Genomic DNA, 22,529 nt, shown 5'->3' with positions numbered 1-22,529 from the left:
ACGAATTAATTTAGCCTCAATTTGGTTTGGGTTTAGGGCTAGCTGCACTAACTTTGCAAACTTGTGGCACTCGCAGTCGAGGAGTGATCGTAACAGACATCAAACTAAAGCCTACAGTAGCCGTTGTGAACACTATGAAACTAACTATATGCCGAAAGGAGCACTTTAACGCTGCCCACAGGTTGCATAACCCAGCCTGGACGGATGAGCAAAACAGTGATGTGTTCGGCCTGTGTAACAACCCTAACTACCATGGCCACAACTATGAGCTTATCGTTAAGCTGACCGGAACAGTGGACCCGGAAACGGGTTATGTATACGACATGAAAAAGCTAAGCGATCTGGTAAAAGAGGAGGTGATAAACAAGTACGATCACCGGAACCTGAACCTGGACACAGAGGATTTTAAACAACTTAACCCAACTGCTGAAAACATAGCAGTGGTTATCTGGAACAAGCTTCGCGACAGGATTAGCCCGGACTACGATTTAGCTGTAATACTGTATGAAACAGAAAGAAACTTTGTGGAATATAATGGATAACCACGACCTGGAGAAAGAAGAAGAGATGGACGACCACATGATGAGCTCTTTGGAGACTCCATTGCGTGCTGATGCCTTTGACCTTTCTGACGATGAGAAAATAGCGATTATTGAAGGGCACTTCCGCGAGATTATGCACACGCTGGGCCTGGACCTGACAGACGATAGCCTGAAGGGAACACCGCATCGCGTTGCTAAAATGTATGTGAAGGAAACCTTCAGTGGCCTACACCCGGATAATAAGCCAATACCGCGCCGCTTCGAGAACAAGTATAAGTACGACAAGATGTTAGTGGAGCGCGATATTACCGTTTACTCCTCTTGCGAACATCATTTTGTGCCTATCATAGGTAAAGCACATGTGGCTTATATCCCGAACGAGCACGTGATCGGGCTGTCCAAATTGAACAGAATTGTGCATTACTACGCCCGTCGCCCACAGGTGCAGGAGCGTATGACCATGCAAATAGCAGACGCGCTCAAGCAGGCACTGCGAACAGAAAACGTAGCTGTACTAATTGAGGCCGACCACTTATGCGTTATGAGCCGCGGGGTGAACGATGTAAGCAGCAGCACTATTACGGCTGAGTATTCTGGCTTGTTTGAGCAGGAAAACTACCGTGCAGAGTTTCTGGGCCACATCCGCAGCAGCAAACACTAGGCTACGTTGGCACCCGACCATCCCGAGCAATATAAGAAAACTTAAATATACCTAAGTAGCGTATAGGTGAACTTATTGTGCAAACATACACGAACATATGCCAGGTAAAATTCTAATTACGGGAGGTTCAGGTCTGATAGGAATGCGTTTGTCGGAGATGCTGATAGACCAGGGGTATGAGGTAGCGCACCTCAGCCGCAATCCGGACAAGATATCTACCTATAAAACTTTTAAGTGGGATGTTAACGAAGGCTATATTGATGAAAGCGCCATCACTTATGCTGATTACATCATAAACCTGGCTGGAGCCAGCGTTGCCACAGAAAAGTGGTCTGATGAGCGTAAAAAGGAACTGTTGCATAGCCGTACAGATAGCATAAACCTGCTGCATCAGTGCCTAAGCCAAGTTGAGCATCATGTAAAAGGGTTTGTCTCTGTTTCGGGCAAAGATATTTACGGCGACTCAGGCGACCAACTGATGTCTGAAGAGAGTACCTACGGCGACGATTTCTTAGCTGAAGTATGTAAAGCCTGGGAGGCTGCAGCGTGGCAGATGCGCGAGCTGGGCCTGCGCACCGTAATCTTCAGGCTGGGCATTGTCCTGAGTTCCAAGGGTGGTGCGCTTCCACAACTGGCCAGACCCGTAAAATTGATGGCGGGTGCCCCACTTGGTTCGGGCAAGCAGTACATGTCCTGGATTCATATCGACGACGCCTGCCGCCTGTTTATACGAGCAATAGAGGACACTCATTTTGAAGGAGTATATAATGCTGTGGCCCCACATCCGGTTACCAATAAGGAGTTTACCAAGGAGCTTGCAGAGGCCATGAAAAAGCCGCTAGTATTGCCCAAGGTACCGGCCTTTGCCATTAACCTGATGATGGGTGAGATGAGCGAGGTAATATTAGCCAGCCAACGCGTAAGCGCTAATAAAGTGCTGCAAACCGGCTTTACTTTTGAGTATAATTACTTAGAGGACGCTCTTGAGTCTTTTTACGAAGAAGCAGATTAAAGAATTTAAAGTCTTTAAAAAGAGAAGGGCCAGCTAAAGTATAGCTGGCCCTTCTCTTTTTAAAGAGCACTGATAATGTTCTACAATATGTCCCCTACATTCAGTAGCTCCAGCACAGAATCCAGTGCTGTAGAATCTGGCATAATTTGTTTTGGCAGCACAGTGGTACAGTTATACTTCTTAGATATCTTAACTGTAGGCCCCGGAAAACGGCCCATCGTATAACCCAAATCCTGATCCTTATAGATGCGCTCCATGTACAACCCGAATACAGGCAGTGCAGTTTTAGATCCCTCCCCTAGCTGGGAAGTACGGAAGTGGATACTGCGATCCTCGCCTCCTACCCACACGCCTGTAACCAGGTTGTTGGTAACTCCCATAAACCAGCCATCAGAGTGGTTAGAAGTTGTACCCGTTTTGCCTCCAATTTCATTACCCTTCCACAGATCGTACTCCCAAAGCGCCTGCGAAGTACCACCTGGTTCCTCCATACCTCCTTTTAGCATGTGCATCATCAGAAAAGCTGTTTCCTCGCTGAGCACTTTCTTCTGCTTTGGCGTAAACTGGTGAACCAAATTACCGTTGCGGTCCTCGATACGGGTAATGAACATAGGCTCCGTATGGAAACCATGATTCGGGAAGGTGCTGTAAGCTCCTACCATCTCAAACACAGACACGTCACTCGGGCCAAGACCAATAGATGGCACCGACTCTAGCGGGCTTTCTATACCAAGCTTGTGCGCATACTGTACAACGGTTTCCCATCCAACGCGCTCCGTAAGCTGAGCCGTAACTGAGTTAACAGACTTACCCATGGCGCGACGTAAGGTCATAGGTGCACCGGTATACTCCCAGTCAGCATTGGTAGGCGACCAGCTTTTCTTCTCTCCCTTTTCCACATAGTTAATGGTGATGCGTTTATCCACTATTTTATCGCAAGGCGAGTAACCGTTATCTATGGCTGCCACATAAACAAATGGCTTAAAGGTAGAACCTGGCTGGCGGCGCGCCTGCTTTACATGGTCGTACTTAAAATACTTGTAGTTGATACCACCTACCCACGCTTTGATGTGGCCTGTGAAAGGATCCATGGTCATCATACCACCATGCAGGAAGTGCTTGTAGTATGCCAGCGAGTCCAGCGGGCTCATCGTTACTGTCTTCTCCAGCGAATCGTTCTCCCAAGTAAACACCTTCATTTCGCGTGGGCGGTTCAGCTCTTTTTTGATGGCAGCAGTATCAACACCATACTTCTTTTTAAGGCGCCTGTAGTAAGCTGTGCGTTTGATCGCATCCTCAATAAAGCCCGGAATTTCTTTGTTCTTTTCGTCTACCCAAGGATTTTTGCCCTGCCAATGGTTATCAAAACGGCGCTGCAGCTTACGCATCTGCTCTTCCATCGCTGCCTCTGCATGGGCCTGCATTCTGGAATCTATGGTAGTGTATACTTTCAGTCCATCGCGATACAGGTCATACCCGTTCTCCTTGCACCACTCCTGCAGGTAATCGGCCACGGCTCCTCTAAAATAAGTGGCAGGCCCATCGTAATGATTCTCTACACTATAGTCCAACACCAACGGCAGTTGACTCAGCGAGTCCGCTTCAGCCTTTGGCAGATAGCCATACTTTACCATCTGCCCTAACACCACATTACGACGGCGGGTAGCATTCTTAGGGTTAAAGCGTGGGCTATAATAAGTCGGTGCTTTCAGCAGCCCCACCAGCACGGCGGCCTGCTCTGTCTTTAAGCTATCAGGAGAGGTATTGAAAAATGTCTTCGAAGCAACTTTGATACCGAAGGAATTTGAGCCGAAATCCACCGTGTTCAGGTACATGGTTAGGATTTCCTCCTTTGTGTAACGCTGCTCCAGCTTTATAGCCGTCAGCCACTCTTTGGTCTTGGAGATAACGATGTTTACCCCCGGGATATGCCCCAGCACACCTTTAGAGTCGTCGGTTCGGGTTTTGTACAGGTTCTTGGCCAGCTGCTGGGTAATTGTACTCGCACCACGTGCTTCGCCCTTAAAACTGCCGTACACTGCCGACAGGATTGCCTCCAGGTCAATACCGGCATGCTCGTAAAATCGAATATCCTCTGTGGCAACCAACGCTTGCACCAACTGTGGCGAAAGGCTCTTATAGCTTACTGGGCTACGGTTCTCCCGGAAGTACTTTCCGATGAGCTGTCCATCCGCAGTATAAAGCTCAGAGGCTTGATCGGATCGCGGGTTCTCTAACCTATCCAAGCTTGGTGAGGCGCCAAACAAATATAGCAGGTTATGCTCTACGCTCAGCAGGTACAGCACCAGGACAGTAAGGCCCAGAAAAAAAACTTTCCAGACAAAGCTTACTACCTTCTTAGCGGCTGATGTTTTGGGTTCTTGTACTATCTCTTGCTCTTTCGGCATTGCTTGCAAACAAAGGCTACCCTCGTTAAATTCCTTCTAACACTTCTTTCGAAACGACTACAAAGATACTTTTTGGACACAACATTCAAGGATTTACCCTGTATTAACTTTCTAAATACCGTCGTCACTGCTATACTTTGACGGGTGCTGGTTATATTTGTTCCAGAAGATGCACATTACAGACCTCTTTGCAGATGCAACAGATTATACAACAGGCGTTTGACCGACTTATCGGGCAACCCCTTACCAAGACTACCCGCACCGAAACCATACAATATTTCCACTTTGGCCATACCCACTATACCACACCACAAGGTCTGGTTTTGGATGTAGGTGAGATGACCCTGGCCGTAGATTGCCCATGGCAACTACAGCATGCAGAAGGGTACATAATTAAGCACAGCGAAGTATACATTCGTAAACGTGAAGAAGGGCTGCCTAACCCTGTTTGGAACTGGAAAGAACCCGGCTCAAATATGCTCGACCAACGCATGATGGCCTTGGTAAACGATAATCCTAACCTAATTGTAGAGCGTGTAGAGCAACAGGACAGCTGGGGCCTAATGCTATACTTTAGCGACGGAACCTTTCTCTCAGTTATGCCAGATCCAATGAGTGCGGCAAGTGAGTATTGGCAGCTTTTCAGCAATACTGGCGATGGACTTCGTATTGGTGCCGGTGAGCAGGGCATAATTTAGAACTATACTTGTCGGCTTCAGGGCAAGTATGCTCCTGAAGCTATGGCTCAAGGTTTATTCGGAAACCTTTGGAGTTTTCGCACAGTACCTCTGCAGAAACTCCCATTGAACATCCGCCTCCAACTCTTTGAACTAGAAGACCTGCGCTGGTTTCCACACGTTATCCGGCAGGGTATGCTCGACTTTCTGCGCTTCATGATCACGAAGCTGAATGCCTACGAGCCTATACTACCACTGCTCCAGGAGCTATTGGAGCGCTCCAGGCAACAAGAGATTACCGACCTTTGCTCTGGAGCGGGAGGAGGTATTGCGTCAATACGAGAGCAGCTGAGCAGAAAAATGGGTACAACAGTTCATGTCACCCTCTCCGACCTTTATCCTAATATCAACGCTTATCAGTATCTGCAAGAGAATTCAGCAGGCACCATCAAGTATATAGCAGCGCCTGTAGATGCCACTGCTGTACCAGAAAGTATAAAAGGTGTTCGCACTATTTTCTCCTCTTTCCACCACTTCCCGCCACCCTTAGCACAAGCCATACTTCAGGATGCCGCTAACAAGCATGCAGCCATTGGCATTTTTGAAGGAGCAAAAAAGAGTTGGCTTGAGATGCTCCTCCTGTGGCTACTCTTCCCGGTAGTGATACTGCTGGTCACTCCTTTTATCCGGCCATTCAGGCTGAGCAGGCTTTTTTTCACGTACATCATCCCGCTTATTCCGTTCGGTATCATCTGGGACGGCACAGTTTCTTTGCTCCGTATTTATACTCCTGACCAGCTACAACGTATGGCATCAAAGGTAGAAACAAGTGACTACACCTGGAGCTCAGGCCGTGCAGGCAAAGCCTTAGGCAAACAGGTTATTTACCTGATTGGGTATCCGACAGGAGAGTGAACCAGATATGTTGAATAAAGAATTATACCAATAAGAGTTAAAACACTCAGCCATTGAAAATAGCTACCAAGTATAGTACTGCCCTAACGCTGATGCGCATACCCTTTTCGGTGTATCTGATGCCGATTTTCTGGTTTGCACTTAGTACGCTACAGCAGGTAGACTTGTGGCGGGCAGCTGCGGTGTTCCTGATACTGCATGTACTGGTATACCCTGCCAGCAATGGCTATAACTCCTATTATGACCGTGACGAAGGAAGCATAGGAGGCTTAAAAAATCCTCCTAAACCTAACAGGCAGCTCATGCTCTTGGTGTTGCTGTTTGATGTGTTAGCGGTGTTGTCAGGTCTACTGCTGTCGCCACTCTTTGCTAGCTTTGTTGCTTTGTACCTCTTCATCTCCAAGGCCTACAGCTATGAGGGCATACGTCTAAAAAAGTATCCCATACTTAGCACATTTGTTGTTACGTTTTTTCAAGGAGCATTCACTTACATAATGGTGCAAGTGGGTGTGGGGCTAACCCTACAGCAGGTATTGCAAGAGCCTAACGTCTGGTTTGCCTTAGTAAGCACTTTGTTCCTTTGCGGCTCCTACCCCCTCACCCAGATTTACCAACACGAAGAAGACAGCCGCCGTGGCGACCGTACCCTGAGCTTGATTCTGGGTGTAACCGGCACCTATCTTTTTGCTGCATTTAGCCTATTAGCTGGTACAGGCTTACTGCTGTGGTTGTACCTTACTACTAGTCAAGTGCAAAACATCTTCATTTTCCTGCTCTGCACAACTCCTATCCTTTTCTTCTACACGGGTTGGGTACTGCGAGCGCAGAAAGATCCGCATGCTGTGAACTACGACAACACGATGCTGATGAACAAGATCTCATCGCTCAGCATAAGTACTGCGTTTATTTTGATGATGGTAGCGAGGGTGTGGTTAGCCTAAACCTACGCTTGTAAAATCGTATAGCATTAGAAAGCACCGCTTATGAAGTTTTTTGATGCCGTATTAGCAGGCATAGCTGGTACCGCCGCCATGACTGCTTTCCTGTACCTACTCTCGTTTATTACGCACCGTGTCATGAAGGTGGTGTGTATACTTGGCACTATGCTCCTGAACCGCACACAGCCCGATGGTAGCCTCTCAGAGCTGACTAGCACAAAGGTGGCAGGCACGATAGCTCATTATGGTGTAGGTGTCTTATTTGCTCTTATTTACCTAGCCCTCTGGAGCTCAGGTGTAGGCTTGCCAACAGCTTCTTGGGGGCTGCTGTTTGGTTTAGCACACGGTCTTGTGGCTATGGTTGTCTGGTACTTCTTTTTTATGATGCACCCCAACCCACCACTTATCACCCTCAGGACTTACCTGACCACACTCATCTTTGCACATATTATCTTCGGCTTTGTTGCCACCTACACCTTTTACCTTCTGGTAAGGCCAGATTACAGCTTTTGGTGGTAAAGTTCTCCTGACCCTCCTCTAAAGTAGCTTTAATACCCGCAATTCCACTAAGAAGGCTACAGGTAAGCCAATAAACAGCAGCTACAAAAGATAAACTGAGCATATATAAAACAGCCTGCCAAACAAAAGTCTGGCAGGCTGTTTTATATAAGTTAAGCTAACCTTTTCTTCCTTACCCGTTCATCGAGATCAGGAACTCCTCGTTGCTCTTGGTGCCCTTCATTCTGTCTTTCAGGAACTCCATGGCTTCGATAGAATTCATATCTGACATGAACTTGCGCAGGATCCAGATACGGTTCAGCTCGTCTCTGTCCATCAGCAGATCCTCACGACGCGTACCGGATGCAGGAACGTCGATAGCTGGGTAAACTCTGCGGTTTGCCAGCTTGCGGTCCAGCTGCAGTTCCATGTTACCGGTACCTTTGAATTCTTCAAAAATTACCTCGTCCATCTTAGAGCCAGTGTCGATAAGGGCAGTGGCAATGATGGTAAGGGAGCCTCCGTTTTCAACGTTACGGGCAGCACCGAAGAAGCGCTTCGGCTTGTGCAGGGCATTAGCATCCACACCACCTGATAATATTTTACCAGAAGAAGGTACTACGGTGTTATAGGCACGAGCCAGACGAGTGATAGAGTCTAACAAGATAACCACATCGTGGCCACATTCTACCATGCGCTTAGCTTTATCCAGTACAATGCTGGATACTTTTACGTGGCGCTCAGCCTGCTCATCAAAGGTAGAAGCAATCACCTCAGCTTTCACGCTGCGAGCCATATCAGTTACCTCTTCAGGACGTTCGTCAATCAGCAGAATCATCAGGTATACTTCCGGGTGGTTTTCAGAGATGGCATTAGCAATCTCTTTCAGCAACACAGTTTTACCTGTTTTAGGCTGGGCCACAATCATACCGCGCTGGCCTTTACCAATAGGGGCAAACAGGTCCAGGATACGAGTAGAAAGTTGGCTTGGCTTTGTAGTTAATTTCAGGCGCTCTTCCGGGAATAGCGGAGTTAAGTGCTGGAATGGAATACGATCACGGATTTCCTCAGTGGTACGTCCGTTTACCGTTTCTACTTTCAATAGGGCAAAGTATTTTTCACCTTCCTTCGGCGGACGAATCTGACCTTTAACAGTATCTCCTGTTTTCAAGCCAAACAGCTTGATCTGCGAAGGAGAAACATAGATATCATCCGGAGAGGCTAAGTAGTTATAGTGCGTAGAGCGAAGGAAACCATACCCATCCTGCATCAGCTCCAGCACACCCTCATTCAGGATTATACCGTCAAACTCTTTAAAGTTATTCGTATTGGCGGTGTTTTGCTGATTACTACGACGCGTGTTATCGTTGTTGCTACGGTCATTACTGCTACGACTTTCTCTGCTATCGTTACCACGGTTTTCTCTGCTGTCGTTGCTGCGGCTGTCGTAGCGGTTATCTCTATCCCCCCTGTTATCGTTGTTACGATTGTCTCTACCCTCGTTGCGGTTCTCCTCTTTGTTCTCGCTACGGTTATCGCGGCGGAGGCGCTCGCGGTGATTTTGTGAGCCGTGGTCTTTGGCCGGAGCCTCAGCAGGAACAGCAACTTGTGCCCTGTCTTCGCGACGGTTATTAACCTGACTACGTGGACGTCGCTCCTGTCTGGCTGCTTCCGGTGCTTCGGCCACGGGTGCTTCTGCCATGCTTTCTTCCACTGCAACTGCACTTTCAGTTGCCTCTACATCATCAGCAGCTTCAATTTGAGGGGTTCTATTGGATTTTTTTGATATCTTTTCAGAAGGGGTGATCGCTTGTTGATCAAGTATCTTGTAAATAAGGTCTTGTTTGCTAAGTTTTTTAAAATTCTTAACGCCCAGTTGCTCAGCAATTTCTTTGAGTTCTGAAAGAAGTCTATCTTTCAATTCTTCAATTTTGTACATAAATAATGGTATGGTAGTTAACTTAACTTGCCAGGTTTCGCAGTGCGCGAACAAAGCGAGGATTATCTTTTAAATCAGGAAAAAAGAATAGGTTGCGAAAGAGTCAGAGAGGCACGGGAAAAGGGCCTTCTTCAATTGTACCGCAATGTTATTGCAATGCCTTTTAATTAACAAATATTACGGGTTCTTTTAGAAAAAAAGTTTCAAATAATGTTTAAAAGATTTCGTAAAAGCCGCTAAATACTTAAAAAACTCTATTTTTGTGCTTATACATAATACTTAACTATGCTACAGCTAACAGTTTTAAGAGAGCAGACCGAGCATGTAATAGCCGGCCTGAACAAGAAAAACTACAAAAATGCGGCCGAGGAAGTAGCCGCTCTGCTGGAGCTCGATCAGCAGCGACGTCAGATCCAGAACGAGCATGATACACTTCAGAGCCGCGCCAATTCCTTATCCAAAGAAATCGGTATGCTGATGAAGAACGGTGAGCGTGAAAAAGCCGAGTCCGCCAAGGCCGAAACATCCGAACTGAAGCAGCAGACCAAATCACTAGCTGAGCAACTCTCCTCGTTAGAAGACGAAATTCAGAAAGCTCTTTATAAGTTACCTAACCTGCCGCACGAAAGCGTTCCATTTGGCAAAAGCGCAGATGACAACGAAGTTGTGCTAGAGCATGGCCAGATACCACAGCTGCACGAAGGAGCACAACCGCACTGGGAGCTTATTCAAAGATACGATATCATTGACTTTGAGTTGGGTAATAAAGTAACCGGCGCTGGTTTTCCGTTCTACAAGAAGCAAGGGGCACGTTTACAGCGAGCACTAATTAACTTCTTTTTAGATGAGGCCATGAAAGCAGGCTACATAGAAGTGCAGCCGCCTATATTGGTTAACGAGGCATCAGGTTACGGTACCGGCCAATTACCAGATAAGGACGGCCAGATGTATCATGCCACAGCAGATAATTTGTACCTTATCCCGACAGCTGAGGTTCCGATTACCAACATGTACCGCGATGAGATCGTTCCGGTTGACCAGCTGCCTATCAAAAATACAGGCCATACGCCATGCTTTAGACGTGAGGCGGGCTCCTGGGGTGCCGATGTACGTGGCCTGAACCGTTTGCACCAGTTTGATAAGGTAGAGATTGTTCAGATAACACTACCTGAAAGATCTTATGAGGCGCTGGAAGAAATGAGCAGCTACATCCAAGGGCTGTTGCAAAAACTGGAACTGCCTTACCGTGTGCTCCGCTTGTGTGGTGGCGATATGGGCTTTACCTCTGCCCTTACCTACGACATGGAAGTATACTCTGCTGCGCAAGGCCGCTGGCTGGAAGTAAGTTCTGCCTCTAACTTTGAGACATACCAGGCTAATCGCCTGAAATTGCGCTACAAAACTGAGTCTGGCAAAACACAGTTGCTGCACACGCTAAATGGTAGTGCTCTTGCCCTACCTCGTATTGTAGCCGCTATACTCGAAAACAACCAAACGCCAGATGGCATCAACATGCCGAAAGTATTGCACCCGTATCTGGGCTTTGAGAAAATTGGCTAGTTCTAAAGGATAAAAGTGAGATCCTAAACTATAAAAGCAAAAGCCGCTGAATACATCAGCGGCTTTTGCTTTTATAAGGCTTATGTCATCTATCTACTCTCCTCCACCATACTGCTCTAAATAGGCTTGGTAGTGGTTCTTGAGTTTATACTTCTTAATTAGGATCTTTGGCTCATCTAACCCTTCAGGAGTTAGCAGCTGACTCTGGAGTAACTGCCACAGGGCCTCCTGTTCATTTTCAGCCCCATCTATACTTTCATAAGCCTTCATAAACTCCGGCGTAAGGGACAGCTTGTTTTTCTGCACATGCACATAGTTGACAGACATGAGCTTTTCCAGTCCCTGCTCTACCTCCTCGTGTGACAAAACAGTTCCATCCACGGCATCAGCCATCAAGAGAACTTCGTGAAGCGGAGCGGCTCCCTCACCGCCTGTAGCCAGCAGCAGCGCCTCCAACAGTTGAGCGTCGGTCTGCTGCCAGTTTAGGTTGTATTTTGACATACTTGATTTCTTTTTACTCTATTTCCAGATCACCAAACGGTATATCCCACATGCACTTAAAATGGCCTTTAGGGCACTTGCTATAACCTATTTTGGAGCATGGGCGGCAGCTTAAGCCGTGTACTTCCAACACTTTGTACTTAGTGCGGAAAGGGTACATCCCAAACTCCGGAATAGTATTGCCCCACACACTGATGATGTCTTTACGGAAGGCAGCTGCAATGTGCATTAGCCCTGTATCGTGGCTTACTACCTTCTCTGCTTGCTTCACCAACGAGGCAGAGCCATTCAGGTTGTACTTACCGCAGGCATTGTAGATGATAGTTGCTTGTGGATTCTCAGCAAAATGAGCAGCTATTTCTTCACCGGTAGCAGCATCTTCCTTACCACCTAGTAATATAACCGGCTGCTGCAGACGCTCACACAACTCTATAATACGAGGTGTGGGTAGGCGTTTAGTGAAATGCTGAGCTCCTATAGCAAAGGCCGCATAGCCATTCTGAAAGCCCACTGGTAAAGTATTTACATCTACCTGGTCCTGACCAGGTATAAAATAGTCCAGCCCCCCTCCATCGTCTTTGACACCTAAGGCAGCAGCTGCATCCAGATAACGCTGCACTATGTGCACGTCAGGCAGGCGGTTCCGCTTAAAATTTACCATCAGCCATTTCTCGTAGTTTAGCTTATTAAAGCTACGGCTCGGCTTGCCTAATCGTGCCTTGATTATGCGGGTGCGCAGGTTATTATGCAGGTCCACCACATAGTCGAAGTTCTCCGCTTTTAGTACCCGTACCAGTTCACGCAGGCTATCGCCAAGTACATGTACTTTGTCCACGTGTGGGTTGTTGGCAACTATGCTATGGAAAGCTTTTTTGGTACAGTAGTGCACCTCCGCCCCTGGCACCTGCTGCTTAATGCAGCGGATAACAGGTGTCGTTAGCACGATATCACCAATGGAGGAAAAACGAAGTATGAGTATTTTAGGCATCTATACTTACTTTACCTTCTCCTTCCGTTCCTTGAAGTACTTCTCTACCTCCTCTACCGGCTTGGCATTAAAAGTCATGTCCTTTGTTAAGCCACCTTTACGGCCAACCAATACGCCATACTTCATGTCGTCGTACCCATTGGTGTGATGTGCATCAGGATTTATACTTAGCATCACGCCTTTTTCCAGGGCATACTGCACATAGCGCCAGTCGAGGTCGAGGCGCCATGGGTTAGAATTGATCTCGATGATCACGTTGTTAGCAGCACAGGCATCAATCACCATCTTATGGTTGATCGGGTAACCTTCGCGGCGCAGCAGGAGCCGCCCTGTTGGGTGACCTAGCATGGTGGTGTAAGGATTCTCAATGGCCGTTATCAATCGTGCGGTGGCTTTTTTCTCATCCATGTTAAGGCTGCTATGAATACTGGCCACGATAAAGTCGAAAGTCTGCAGAATATCTCTGTCATAGTCCAGTGAACCATCGCCCAGGATGTCCGACTCAATGCCTTTGAATATCTTGAAAGGAGCCAGTTTCTTATTCAGCTCATCGATTTCCCTTTGCTGCCGTAGCACATCGCCTTCGCGCAAACCGCCTGCATAAGAGGCTGTTTTACTGTGGTCGGATATGCCTAAGTATTGATACCCCATGTCACGGCAGTAGGTAGCCATCTGCTCCAAGGTATGGGCACCGTCGGAGTAGGTACTGTGGTTGTGCAGGATACCTTTTAGATCAGAGAGCTCCAGCAGCTGTGGCAGCTTGTTTTGAAGTGCAAGCTCCAACTCATTCGTGCCCTCACGCAGTTCCGGCTCAATGTAGGCCATGCCTGCCGATTTATAAATATCAGCCTCAGATGCATAGTCCTGCTCGCGTACTACAGTCAGCAGGTTAGTGGTGCTTGTAAAGGGCTGCGCCAGGTGTTCCGGGGCAGCAGAGTGTAGCAGCACCTCATTAGCAAAACGTGCTACAGGCACCAGCTTTACCTCAACGGGCGTACCGCTTTCGGAGTGGGAGCCGCGCCATGCAAAAGGCCCAGAGGCTTTTACGTCTTCGTCTAGCTCAGTTATACTTTGGAAAGTCTGCTGTGCCTGCACCGGCGCATCAGTTGCAAGTATAAACTGCAGGGATGTCACGATTTCCATGCGGCGGCGCATATCGCCCACCAACTCTACCTGCGCCTCTGGCAAGGCTGCTTTTATACTTTGCAACAGCTGTTCAGCCATCAGTTCACCCTCCGCATACAACAGCTTACCGCGGTTTTGCTGTGTAAAGAGTAGCGCTTGCTTTATGTTCTCCTGTGTTTTGGCACCAAAGCCTTTTAGCTTGCTTACCCTGTCCTGCTCACATGCCTCCAGTAGCTCCTCCACAGTCTCAGCTCTCAGCTCCTTCCAGAGGTTACGTACTTTTTTAGGGCCAATGCCTTTTATCCGCAGCATTTCCACCACTCCCGGAGGTGTTACCTGCAGCATCTGGTCCAGCTCAGCAAAAGAGCCTTTCTCGTTTATTTCTACAATCTTAGCGGCAATGCCTTTGCCCACGCCCTGAATTTCCTCCAGCTGCGCTTGCGACATGCCTTCCAGCGGGTCCTCTACCAGTTCGAGTGCTCCCACCGCATTGGTGTAAGAGCGGATCTTGAACGGGTTTTCGTCGTGTAGCTCCATGAGCTCCGCCGCCAGCTTAAACTGTTTTATGATCTTCTTGTTTTCCAAAGCCTAAGTCTTGTCTGTATGCTACAAAGATAGGAAAAGCGGCCGAACCTTTGCCGCTAAGCCCTATGCGTCTTACCTCCGGGTGGCACTCCATCGTATAATCTCATAGCCAACCCTTCACCATCCTGAGCATAGGATAGTTGTATTTTTATACTTCGATATACCGCCATTATTCCCTACCTTAGCATTAAACGATACTACTACATATGAAATATACGTCTCTGATTTGCCTGCTGTGCCTGCTCCTGATGGCGGTAACCTGCAGGAAGTCCGACAAAGTAGCCGCTCAGATGGCCGGAAAAGTATGGCTCCACTCTTTTGAGGAGGATGAAGACGGCCTTTGGGTATATCGCCCTAACACCTACGATTTTCCGCCTTCACGTGGGCGCACAGGCTTCAGCTTAGAGCCAGGAGGTGTGTTTAAGCGTTATGAAGTGGCACCTACAGATGGTTTGAAGGAAGAAGAGGGTCAGTGGGAGCAACTGGAGAAGGACCTTGTGCAGATACGTATGGCTCAGGGTAGCACTCCTCCGGTAGAGTACAACATGCAGATTGTACAGCTGGATGAAGACCTGCTGAAAGTAAGACGAATAGAGTAAAACTGAACGTTCGCTGCAAATCAGAAGTATAAAATACACTCAACTTAACGCTGCCCAAAAGCTAGCTACCTAGCAAAGTATACTTTTAGCCATGGATCAGAAAATAAAGAAAGTACTGCCTTTTTTTCTTCTTGCAGCAATTGTTGCCCTGGCTTTTGTACTTACCTATACATACGCCCTCTTCTGGACAGGCTTTCTGTATGGCCTGCTAGCTGTTGGGTTTGTAGTACTGGTGATTCTGTTAATGTCTTATCTTAAGAGAACACCACAACTTTAAGCCTATGCTCCGTTATAACAAGCTATCGAGATCTACCCGAACCAGAGCAGCCCTGCTGTTGCTTCTGCTGTTCATGGTACTCACGGTAGCCGATCTGTTCATAAGCTTTTTCGGAGGATCAGTACTGGGCGTTCTGCTGGTGCAGCTTGAGTGGGAAATGCAGCGTTTCTTTAAACCCTGGTCGAGCAATTCACCCAAAGTGGCAGGTATTTTTCGCAGCGTATTCAAACGATACAAGAGTCTGAGCAAAGACCATAAGCTACTACTGAAGGCCGGGCTGCAGGCGCTTGTATTGATACTTGTGCTAGTTGGCGTGCTTGATACCTTCTGGGGTGGCCTGTTTAGCGGCATTTTGCTGACCCTGCTCATCGACAGTGTCCTGCGGTACCAGCAACTGCGCAGCAGACAGAAGATCACGATCAAGAAGAACTAACTTCTTTCCTACATCATACTACTAGCCGGCATGAGAACTTACGAAATGCTTTCCAACAACAGAAGGGGCTTAATCAGAGCTCTTCTCCTGATGCTTTCCGTGGTACTTATACTTCTGAATTTATCAAACACCTACTGGATAGGACTTGTGCATGGCGCATTGCTTACCCTTATCATAAATGAGATCCTGCTGTTTTGGCGGGCACGGAAGCTGAAGGCAACAATACTTGAACCAAATACACAATCATAATAAACTATACTTCTTAATTCACCCTTACACCAATGCAACACTGGTTAGTAAAATCAGAACCTGAAACATATTCCTGGGCCGATCTGGTAAAAGATGGCCGCACCATGTGGGATGGGGTACGCAATTACCAAGCCCGCAACAACATGCAGCAAATGCAGCCCGGCGACCTGGTGCTGTTCTACCACAGCGTTTCCGAGAAAGCTATTGTTGGCATTGCCAAAGTAGACAAAGAGGCATATCCAGACCCAACTGCCAAAGACGACAAGGGCAAATGGGTAGTGGTAGACCTGGTACCTTTCCGCGATTTTAAGGAGCCGGTAACACTGGAGCAGATAAAGAAAGACGAACGCCTGCAGGACATAGCGCTGCTACGCCAGTCGCGCCTGTCAGTAATGCCCCTGAAGCCTGAAGAGTTTGATATTCTGCTAGCCCTAGGCAACTAAGTATCTTTCCCTTGCGGGTTAACCTGATACAAGCACTTGATCTACTGTAACATCAACTGTATAACAAGACTTACGGGAGGATTGGCAAACAACGAATAGCAGTTATTTGCAGTAAAATGCAATAGCTGCTATTTTTATATTATTCTACCGCCGGATAGCACAAACACCGTGATACTATGCCACATGCTCGTAACCTGCTCACCCTGCTTTTCTCGCTTATCCTTGTACCTCTGTGGGCACAGGAACCAACCCAGCCTGTGCGCCTGGAGTTGCCTTTTGAGCCTGAAGATGTAGAAGTAGAGGTTATTGCGTTTCCCGACAGTAGCTTGCTGGTTTACCATAAAACTAGCAACCCTTGGGAAACGGATGCTACATTCCATTTTACCAAGTATGACAGCCAGCTGGAGGAAGTATGGACAGACACGGCCAATATAGCCCCGGACAGTGACTATATACGCTACTATACTGCTGAGCCTTTTACCTACCTTGTGTTCGGCAGTGATAACCTCCGCGACTATACTTTCATTCGGGTGCACAACAAAACTGGCAACATCTGGCATAAGAAGTTTAACCTGGACCCTCTGGAAGACATATATGAGTACAAGGTACTGCACGGCAACTACTTTATTATAGGGCGCAACAGGAAAGACGGCAAGTCTGTACTGATGCACCTTAACCCTCTCTCAGGCGAAGCCAATCTCCTGCCTTCGGTCTACGGAGAACAGTCTTCATTCTCAGACCTCCTGGCCGATGCAGGACAAAACCGTGTTGATGCAGTCATAACCGAATCTAACGGTCGTGTTTCCAGGTTGCAGGTAAAAAGCTTTGATGCCAATGGTAAACTCCTCAACAACTACTTCATTATTCAGAAAGAGGACAGGAACCTGCTGAATGCTGAAATAACTCCAGGCGACACAACAGAAAAGATGCTGATAGGCACTTACGGCACACGCGACCTTCGATTTGCCCAAGGCTTTTATGCCACTCCTTTAGCCTCACGGGTGGTAGAGGGTAACTTTTACAGCCTGCTTCAACTCAGAAACTTCTTAAAGTACATGAAGCCGCGCCGTGAGGAACGTACCCGACGTCGTGAGGAAAAGCGCCTGAAAAGTGGCCGTGGTCCCGGCTTTCATTACCGTCTGCTGCTACACGATCTTATCGTAACTCCGCATGGATATATCCTGGCGGCCGAGGCTTATTACCCACAATACTCAAACCCACGTAATAGTAGCCTTGCCCTGGACTTCGACAACAGACCTTACCGCCTACCGGATGGGATCAAGCGTACCCATGCTGTGGCCTTGGGCTTCGACAAAAACGGGATCTTGCTCTGGGATAATATGTTTCCATTACCTGGTATCACAACGTTCGAACTGACACACGTTGTGGAGGTACAGCGCCTGTCGGGCGGACGTGTCGTAATGGCATACCCAGACAATAACAAGATCATCTACCACATTATGGATGACTACCGCTACAACGACGAAAAAACAGAACTGGAGCTGTTAACCTACGATGAGGAAGAGAAGGTACAGTATACCAGCCAGGCCGGTATCATTCGGTGGTACGGCAACAGTATGGCTGCCTTTGGTTTTCAACGCATCAAAGCAAAAGGTGCCAACTTCCGGTCTGTTTTCTATGTGAACAAGATCACATTCTAAGATCTTTCTCCTGCAGCGTAGGCTAAACCTGTGCTTTATTAAAGCCACTTAAAGTATAAAATTACTTACGGCTCGCGCTAAATGCTTTAAACCTTTCGCATCTTCACCTGACTTTCTATATTTGCATCTAATTCTCCCGGCTATGCAGAAAAGACTCATTGTAAACCACCAACTGCTCGAAATTATGGTGATGCGCCTGTGCCACCAGCTTATCGAGAACCATGGCGATTTTAATGATTCTGTAATTCTGGGCCTGCAGCCGCGCGGCAGATTTGTAGCGCAGCGCATTCAAAGCACTCTGGCTACTATACTAGGCAAACAAGTACCTACCGGCCTTCTCGACACCACCTTCCATCGCGACGATTTCCGCCGCCGCGAAACACCTATCACAGCCAACGCTACCAAAATCAATTTTCTGGTAGAAGGTAAAAAGGTTATCCTGGTGGATGACGTGTTGTTTACAGGCCGCTCAGTGCGTGCTGCCCTGGATGCCATGATTGCTTACGGCCGACCTGCCAGTGTGGAGCTGTTGGTACTAATAGACCGCCTCTACACACGCCACCTGCCTATTCAGCCAACCTATGTGGGCCACCAGGTAAACTCCCTGCAGAGCCAACGGGTGCTGGTAGAGTGGAAGGAACAGCAGGCCGAGGAGGATGCCATCTGGCTGATTACCAAAACCGAAGAATAAAACTTCTCACTATACATGCAAGAGCTCAGCGTCCGGCACCTGTTAGGTATCAAAGACATCACCCCGCAAGACATCCAGCTCATTTTTGAGACTGCCGATAATTTTAAGGATGTACTGAACAGGCCGATTAAGAAAGTGCCTTCGCTGCGCGACATTACCATCGCCAACGTATTTTTCGAGAACTCCACGCGTACGCGCCTCTCCTTCGAGCTGGCCGAAAAGCGTCTTTCTGCCGATGTTATCAACTTTAGCAGCAGCAGCAGTTCTGTAAAGAAAGGCGAAACCTTACTGGATACGGTAAACAATATCTTGGCCATGAAAGTGGACATGATCGTTATGCGCCACTCCAGCCCAGGTGCACCACACTTCCTCAGCAAGCACATACCGGCGAACATTGTTAACGCAGGCGATGGCACTCACGAACACCCTACCCAGGCCCTGCTCGACTCTTTCTCCATTCGGGAGAGATTAGGCGAAGTAGCCGGTAAGAAAGTGGTGATTATCGGAGACATCCTGCACTCGCGCGTAGCTCTTTCCAATATTTTCGCCCTGCAGAAGCAAGGAGCCGAGGTAATGGTTTGCGGGCCAATTACGTTACTGCCAAAGTACATTAAGGAGCTGGGCGTAAAGGTGGAGACGAACGTACGCAAAGCGTTGGAATGGTGCGATGTGGCCAACGTGCTACGCATACAGCTGGAGCGCCAGCAGATGAAGTACTTCCCATCGCTGCGCGAGTACACGCTCTACTATGGCATTGATAAGAAGATGCTCGACAGCCTGAACAAAGAAATAGTGCTGATGCACCCGGGGCCGATAAACCGTGGCGTAGAGCTAAGCTCTGATGCTGCCGACTCACATCACTCTATCATTCTAAGCCAAGTAGAAAACGGTGTGGCCGTTCGTATGGCTGTGCTATACTTGCTGGCACAGAAAGGTTAGACATTCTGTAAACTATAAGATAAAGTATAAAAAGGAAGCCGCCCACAGGGCTGTATCCTGTGGGCGGCTTCCTTTTTATCCCTGAAAGTAGTCCTAGGAATGTCAGATTACTTTCTAGCTCTTCCTTAAAACATCTACTGCCGCTTTCTGTTATTATAGCAGAAGTATAAACCTGCTCCCATGGTTATAAAACAAAGCTTAGAGCAGATTTTACCTGAAGCTTAGAGATAAAGTAAATTAAAGTTTAGTGAACGTTGATTTTTGAAAAGGCAGGCCATTGGCCAGGAGTGGTCGGAAGAAATTCCGACCACTTTTTTTATGTTTTAAAGAGTTTGTCCAAGTCCCCACCGCACTCTGCCACGATGATGGCAATAGCCAGGTTTCTGACTTCCATAGCAAACCTGCGTTTGGCCGTTTTGTAGCCAATGGCGTTGGCCTGTTTGTAGATAAGCAGCAGCATGGCCACAATCAGGGTCATGTAGAGCATCACCTCTATGCCGTTTTGGTTGAGCGAGACCAAGTGGCTCAGGTTGAGCTCCTGCTTAAAGAAGCGAAAGAACACCTCCATGTCCCACCTGCGCCGGTAGGCCTTGGCTACCTCTTCAGCAGGCATCTGCAGGGCATTGGTCAACAGCCAGTAGCGCTGCTTTGGGTCCTGCTTGCTTTCCACGATGAGGAGGCGGAAATCCTGCTCCAGCAGGCTTTCCCGGTAATGGATGTTTCCTTTCCTGTTGTGGATGGGCTTGCCGCAGTAAAGCCTGACGAGCTGATCGCTCCTCAGCACCCCTTCGCCCAGGTCTGTCTGCTGTCCTGGCTCAAGCAGGTTGGCCTTGCGCTCATACTTGCGGTTTTCCTTCACCCGGCAGACAAAGCGCACCTGCTGCGCCTCAAAGGCCGCCAGGCTTTGGGCCGATTGCAGGCCCCGGTCCAGCACATACAGGTTTTTGTGGCCAGCCTCCTTCCTGGCATGCTGCCAGACCAGGTGGGACAGGGCCACCTCCTCGCTGTTATAGCTGCGCTCGCTGAAGGCCTGGGCGCTGCAGGGCAGCACCCCATCAAAGGCCACGGTGTATTGGACTGCCTTCCTGCCGCTTGCATGCCCTACGCTGCTTTGAAGGGAGAGTTGCGCCAGGTATTGCTCGGGGATAGGCTCCAGCAGTTGGCTCACACTCATCCTGTGGTCTTTGAATATGCTCATCATCTTTATCTTTTAGCCTGTAAAGACAACAAACAAGAGAAGCAGAGAGATCAAGAAAGTGAAAAAACAGCCCCAATGAAAAAGTGGTCGGAATTCCTTCCGACCACTCTTGGTGATAAACCTGCTTTTTCTTTTACTAGTTGTTACATCAGGTATAAAAAAAGCGCCACAGGCATCTGCCTGTGGCGCTTTTCGATTTGTGTTATCTCAGATTTATTATTCCATATTCAACTGCATGTCCGGCGTATTCATCTCGAAACCTACCCTTCTGTTTTGGGCACGTTGTTTCTCAGTTCTACGTCTAGACAGGCGCTCGTTTACTTTTACAAGTGGCTGAGTTTCACCGTAACCTTTTGTTACCAGTCGATCAGGGTTCTGAACACCTTGCTGGATCAGATATTCTTTCACAGCTTCGGCTCTGCGCTCAGACAGCGCTTGGTTGTACTCTTCAGAACCGATGTGGTCAGCGTGACCTTTGATCAACAGTACGTGGTCTGGGTATTTCTGCAGCGCTACAGTAATGCTGTCTAGCAGCTGCTTATAGCTATCCTGTACTCTAGCTCTGTCGAACTCAAAGCGTACTTTCTCTTCGATCAGTTTCAGCGTGGCTTCATCTAGCTCAGGGCAGCCTTTTGTTTCAGCAGTACCGGCAGAGTTAGGGCAGGCATCCTCGTTATCAGGAACACCATCACCGTCAGAGTCTACAGGGCAACCATCTGGGCCAACTTGTACGCCAGCTGGTGTGTCAGGGCACTTATCCTGTGCATCAGCTACACCATCGTTGTCAGAGTCAGGGCAACCGTTTGTAGCGGCAGTACCAGCCTCATCAGGGCACTGATCATTCTTGTCAGCCACACCGTCACCGTCGCGGTCAGGGCAACCATTCAAGTTAGCTACACCAGCCTCAGACGGGCACTCATCCTGGTAGTCAGGCACACCGTCGCCATCAGTATCAACAGGGCAACCTCTCTTGTCTACCTGCACGCCAGTTGGAGTGTCAGGGCAGTCGTCGCGTCTGTCTGGCACACCGTCGCCGTCAGTGTCTTTTGCTTTACCCAGGTTAAAACCAAGGCCCACGTTATGCATCAGGAAGCGGTCGTTGTCGCCTACATCATAGCCATCGATTTTATCTTGGCCGATGATCATGTAGTTGGTTTCCACAAAAGCGCTTACCGCATCAGAGAAACGGAAACGGATACCGGCACCACCTCTGGCCGCTGTAGTAAAGAACTTGTCGTCTTGCTGCATTGTACCATCGGCACGGGTCGCATCTGTTTTAGCCCAGGCACCACCACCCGCAATCTGAAGGTATGGACCTATAAAGGCATCCTCTTTCAGGATGGTACCATACATTTTCAGGCGCAGACCCAGCATTGCTGTACCCATTTGAGCATCAAACATGCTACCAGCCATAGAGCCAATACCTGTATCCTCTGTGCTACCGTAGGTCAGATGCAAACCTGCATCAAAAGAAGGGCTTAGGTAGCGGTTTAGCGATATACCTCCGCCCCACTCCAGGTCGCCGAACTCATCGTCGCCTGTAATGTCACCTTTATACTGTAAGGCACTTCCGTATATCTGCAGGTTTGTTTTTTGGTCGGAGCTTTGCGCAAAAACATCGGGCCCTGCCATAAGCAGGAACGCGAGTGCGAAAGCTAGTCTACAAATTTTCGATAAATGTGTTTGCATG

The 22,529-nt window shown here is 48.2% G+C and carries 23 protein-coding genes; 16 read left to right on the top strand and 7 right to left on the bottom strand.

Annotated elements, in window-relative coordinates:
• Positions 1–134 precede the first annotated feature (134 nt).
• From PKOR_RS09710 to PKOR_RS09700, 3 genes are all read left to right on the top strand, one after another.
• Positions 135–542, top strand: coding sequence for a 6-pyruvoyl trahydropterin synthase family protein (locus PKOR_RS09710; protein WP_046314328.1), 408 nt, complete (start codon positions 135–137; stop codon positions 540–542).
• Positions 535–1,203, top strand: coding sequence for a GTP cyclohydrolase I FolE (gene folE / locus PKOR_RS09705; protein WP_046310411.1), 669 nt, complete (start codon positions 535–537; stop codon positions 1,201–1,203). Before PKOR_RS09710 ends, folE begins: the two co-directional genes overlap by 8 nt.
• A gap of 97 nt (positions 1,204–1,300) precedes the next feature.
• Positions 1,301–2,215: a TIGR01777 family oxidoreductase gene (locus PKOR_RS09700; protein ID WP_046310409.1), complete on the top strand. Its 915-nt coding sequence runs from the start codon at positions 1,301–1,303 to the stop codon at positions 2,213–2,215.
• A gap of 80 nt (positions 2,216–2,295) precedes the next feature.
• On the opposite strand, the gene PKOR_RS09695 is transcribed toward PKOR_RS09700, so the two are convergent.
• A complete protein-coding gene (locus PKOR_RS09695; protein WP_046310408.1) occupies positions 2,296–4,623 on the bottom strand; it encodes a penicillin-binding protein 1A in 2,328 nt (775 codons plus the stop codon).
• Positions 4,624–4,817: 194 nt separating this feature from the next.
• On the opposite strand from PKOR_RS09695, the gene PKOR_RS09690 reads away from it, so the two are divergent.
• Genes PKOR_RS09690 through PKOR_RS09675 form a run of 4 tightly spaced genes read left to right on the top strand, consistent with a single transcriptional unit; the run spans position 4,818 to position 7,672 of the window.
• The gene (locus PKOR_RS09690) at positions 4,818–5,321 is read left to right on the top strand and encodes a hypothetical protein (RefSeq protein ID WP_046310407.1); all 504 of its coding nucleotides are present in this window, start codon (positions 4,818–4,820) and stop codon (positions 5,319–5,321) included.
• A 42-nt stretch (positions 5,322–5,363) separates the two neighbouring features.
• Complete coding sequence (locus PKOR_RS09685; RefSeq protein ID WP_052738797.1) at positions 5,364–6,215, top strand: hypothetical protein; 852 nt, start codon at positions 5,364–5,366, stop codon at positions 6,213–6,215.
• Between the two features lie 53 nt (positions 6,216–6,268).
• Positions 6,269–7,156 carry a UbiA family prenyltransferase gene (locus PKOR_RS09680; RefSeq protein WP_235337425.1) on the top strand — a complete coding sequence of 296 codons (888 nt, stop codon included), beginning with the start codon at positions 6,269–6,271 and terminating at the stop codon, positions 7,154–7,156.
• Between the two features lie 42 nt (positions 7,157–7,198).
• The gene (locus tag PKOR_RS09675) at positions 7,199–7,672 is read left to right on the top strand and encodes a hypothetical protein (RefSeq protein ID WP_046310405.1); all 474 of its coding nucleotides are present in this window, start codon (positions 7,199–7,201) and stop codon (positions 7,670–7,672) included.
• Between the two features lie 172 nt (positions 7,673–7,844).
• Here the strand turns inward: PKOR_RS09675 and rho are convergent, their stop codons facing one another.
• Entirely contained in the window at positions 7,845–9,590 is a 1,746-nt protein-coding gene (gene rho, locus PKOR_RS09670) for a transcription termination factor Rho (RefSeq protein WP_046310403.1), read from the bottom strand.
• A gap of 285 nt (positions 9,591–9,875) precedes the next feature.
• Here rho and serS point away from each other — a divergent pair, with 285 nt between their 5' ends.
• The gene (gene serS, locus PKOR_RS09665) at positions 9,876–11,150 is read left to right on the top strand and encodes a serine--tRNA ligase (RefSeq protein ID WP_046310401.1); all 1,275 of its coding nucleotides are present in this window, start codon (positions 9,876–9,878) and stop codon (positions 11,148–11,150) included.
• A 93-nt stretch (positions 11,151–11,243) separates the two neighbouring features.
• On the opposite strand, the gene PKOR_RS09660 is transcribed toward serS, so the two are convergent.
• From PKOR_RS09660 to polX, 3 genes are read right to left on the bottom strand one after another with little or no spacing between them, the layout of a single operon-like run.
• On the bottom strand, positions 11,244–11,651 hold the full coding sequence (locus PKOR_RS09660) for a hypothetical protein (protein ID WP_046310399.1): 408 nt from the start codon (positions 11,649–11,651) through the stop codon (positions 11,244–11,246).
• A 13-nt stretch (positions 11,652–11,664) separates the two neighbouring features.
• A complete protein-coding gene (locus tag PKOR_RS09655) occupies positions 11,665–12,639 on the bottom strand; it encodes a glycosyltransferase family 9 protein (RefSeq protein ID WP_046310397.1) in 975 nt (324 codons plus the stop codon).
• A 6-nt stretch (positions 12,640–12,645) separates the two neighbouring features.
• Positions 12,646–14,349 carry a DNA polymerase/3'-5' exonuclease PolX gene (gene polX / locus PKOR_RS09650; RefSeq protein ID WP_046310395.1) on the bottom strand — a complete coding sequence of 568 codons (1,704 nt, stop codon included), beginning with the start codon at positions 14,347–14,349 and terminating at the stop codon, positions 12,646–12,648.
• Between the two features lie 206 nt (positions 14,350–14,555).
• Here polX and PKOR_RS09645 point away from each other — a divergent pair, with 206 nt between their 5' ends.
• The 8 genes from PKOR_RS09645 (at position 14,556) to PKOR_RS09615 (ending at position 19,641) form a co-directional block, all read left to right on the top strand.
• Positions 14,556–14,948 carry a hypothetical protein gene (locus PKOR_RS09645; protein WP_046310393.1) on the top strand — a complete coding sequence of 131 codons (393 nt, stop codon included), beginning with the start codon at positions 14,556–14,558 and terminating at the stop codon, positions 14,946–14,948.
• Between the two features lie 91 nt (positions 14,949–15,039).
• Complete coding sequence (locus PKOR_RS09640; protein ID WP_046310391.1) at positions 15,040–15,225, top strand: hypothetical protein; 186 nt, start codon at positions 15,040–15,042, stop codon at positions 15,223–15,225.
• A 4-nt stretch (positions 15,226–15,229) separates the two neighbouring features.
• Entirely contained in the window at positions 15,230–15,658 is a 429-nt protein-coding gene (locus PKOR_RS09635; RefSeq protein ID WP_046310390.1) for a hypothetical protein, read from the top strand.
• Between the two features lie 30 nt (positions 15,659–15,688).
• Positions 15,689–15,907: a hypothetical protein gene (locus PKOR_RS24740; RefSeq protein WP_148561658.1), complete on the top strand. Its 219-nt coding sequence runs from the start codon at positions 15,689–15,691 to the stop codon at positions 15,905–15,907.
• A gap of 32 nt (positions 15,908–15,939) precedes the next feature.
• Positions 15,940–16,350 carry an EVE domain-containing protein gene (locus PKOR_RS09630; protein WP_046310388.1) on the top strand — a complete coding sequence of 137 codons (411 nt, stop codon included), beginning with the start codon at positions 15,940–15,942 and terminating at the stop codon, positions 16,348–16,350.
• A gap of 176 nt (positions 16,351–16,526) precedes the next feature.
• Positions 16,527–18,011, top strand: coding sequence for a hypothetical protein (locus PKOR_RS09625; protein WP_046310386.1), 1,485 nt, complete (start codon positions 16,527–16,529; stop codon positions 18,009–18,011).
• A 142-nt stretch (positions 18,012–18,153) separates the two neighbouring features.
• Entirely contained in the window at positions 18,154–18,702 is a 549-nt protein-coding gene (gene pyrR, locus PKOR_RS09620; RefSeq protein WP_046310384.1) for a bifunctional pyr operon transcriptional regulator/uracil phosphoribosyltransferase PyrR, read from the top strand.
• Positions 18,703–18,717: 15 nt separating this feature from the next.
• Positions 18,718–19,641, top strand: coding sequence for an aspartate carbamoyltransferase catalytic subunit (locus tag PKOR_RS09615; protein ID WP_046310383.1), 924 nt, complete (start codon positions 18,718–18,720; stop codon positions 19,639–19,641).
• Between the two features lie 316 nt (positions 19,642–19,957).
• Here PKOR_RS09615 and PKOR_RS09610 read toward each other — a convergent pair whose 3' ends face one another.
• Both PKOR_RS09610 and PKOR_RS09605 read right to left on the bottom strand, forming a co-directional pair.
• Complete coding sequence (locus PKOR_RS09610; protein ID WP_235337423.1) at positions 19,958–20,842, bottom strand: transposase; 885 nt, start codon at positions 20,840–20,842, stop codon at positions 19,958–19,960.
• Between the two features lie 213 nt (positions 20,843–21,055).
• Positions 21,056–22,528, bottom strand: coding sequence for an OmpA family protein (locus PKOR_RS09605; protein WP_262501857.1), 1,473 nt, complete (start codon positions 22,526–22,528; stop codon positions 21,056–21,058).
• Between the last annotated feature and the right edge of the window lies 1 nt (position 22,529).

It is taken from the genome of Pontibacter korlensis, from assembly GCF_000973725.1.
Lineage (GTDB): Bacteria > Bacteroidota > Bacteroidia > Cytophagales > Hymenobacteraceae > Pontibacter > Pontibacter korlensis.
Note: the sequence above shows the minus strand (reverse complement) of the source record. Positions and strands in the feature narration are given on the sequence as shown.